Source organism: Mesorhizobium sp. M7D.F.Ca.US.004.03.1.1, assembly GCF_003998635.1.
GTDB classification, from domain to species: domain Bacteria; phylum Pseudomonadota; class Alphaproteobacteria; order Rhizobiales; family Rhizobiaceae; genus Mesorhizobium; species Mesorhizobium loti.
Window position 1 is genome coordinate 1 of record NZ_RZQG01001276.1, and the last position, 1,297, is coordinate 1,297.

At 64.3% G+C, this 1,297-nt stretch carries 1 protein-coding gene and 1 pseudogene; one reads left to right on the forward strand and one right to left on the reverse strand.

Going from position 1 to position 1,297, the window contains the following annotated elements; translation table 11 throughout:
- Positions 1 to 1,084, forward strand: a 1,084-nt coding sequence (locus EN935_RS36280; protein WP_127374244.1) for a trypsin-like peptidase domain-containing protein, incomplete at its 5' end; no start/stop codon positions are given.
- Between the two features lie 37 nt (positions 1,085 to 1,121).
- Here EN935_RS36280 and EN935_RS42515 read toward each other — a convergent pair.
- Positions 1,122 to 1,297, reverse strand: a pseudogene (locus tag EN935_RS42515) (N-acetyltransferase); the annotation flags it as partial.

A 1,297-nucleotide genomic window follows, 5' to 3' on the forward strand; every position in this document is an offset into this window, starting at 1 on the left:
GAAGGCGACGCTGGTCGGCACCGATACCAAGACGGATGTCGCGGTGCTGAAGGTCGATCCGAAGGGCCACAAGCTGACAGCCGTGAAGTTCGGCGATTCCACCAAGATGCGCGTCGGCGACTGGGTGATGGCGATCGGCAATCCGTTCGGCCTCGGCGGCACGGTGACGGTCGGCATCGTCTCCGCCCGCAACCGCGACATCAATTCCGGCCCCTATGACGACTTCATCCAGACCGATGCCGCGATCAACCGCGGCAATTCCGGCGGACCGCTGTTCAACAGTGCAGGCGAGGTCATCGGCATCAACACCGCGATCATTTCGCCTTCCGGCGGCTCGATCGGCATCGGCTTCTCCATTCCCTCGCAGCTCGCCTCGGGCGTCGTCGACCAGTTGCGCCAGTTCGGCGAGACACGGCGCGGCTGGCTCGGCGTGCGCATCCAGCCGGTGACCGACGATATCGCCGAGAGCCTTGGCATGGCGACAGCCAAGGGCGCGCTGGTTGCAGGCGTCATCAAGGGCGGTCCGGTCGACAATGGCACCATCCAGGCCGGCGACGTCATCATCAAGTTCGACGGCAAGGACATCCATGAAATGCGCGACCTGCCGCGCGTGGTCGCCGAAAGCCCGGTTGGCAAGGCCGTCGACGTGCTCATCGTGCGCAAGGGTGTCGAGCAGACCGTGAAAGTGACGCTCGGCCGGCTCGAGGATGGCGAAAAGCTCGCCAGCGGCGAGGACGGCAGCAACACCGACCAGGACAAGGGCGACAAGGCTCCAGCCGTTTCGACGGCTTCGGTGCTCGGTATGACGGTCGGCGAACTGAACGACGAGACGCGCAAGAAGTTCAGCATTGCCGCCGACGTCTCCGGTGTCGTCATCACCGATGTCAGCAAGGATTCGGCTGCCGCTGAGCGAGGCATCCAGCCGGGCGAGGTGATCACCGAGATCGCACAGGAATCGGTTGCCACGCCCAAGGACGTCATGGACCGGATCGGCGCCTTGAAGGAACAGGGGCGTAAGAATGCGCTCTTGATGCTGGCGTCGAAGACCGGCGAGCTCAGGTTCGTCACGATACGGATGGACTGAGCTCCGGAAGATCCGACAGCACTGAAAGAAAAGGCGGCTAGCCAGCCGCCCTTTTTCTTGCCTGCCAGTCCTGGCGCGACAGCCTGTAGAGCACGTGTCGTTTGAGCGCGGGATGGCTGTCGGGAATGCTGGGGTGGTCGAAATCGCCGGACGGATCTGCGGTCATGCCGAGGCGTTGCATGACGGCGGTGGAGCGGCGGGTGGCCGCGTCGG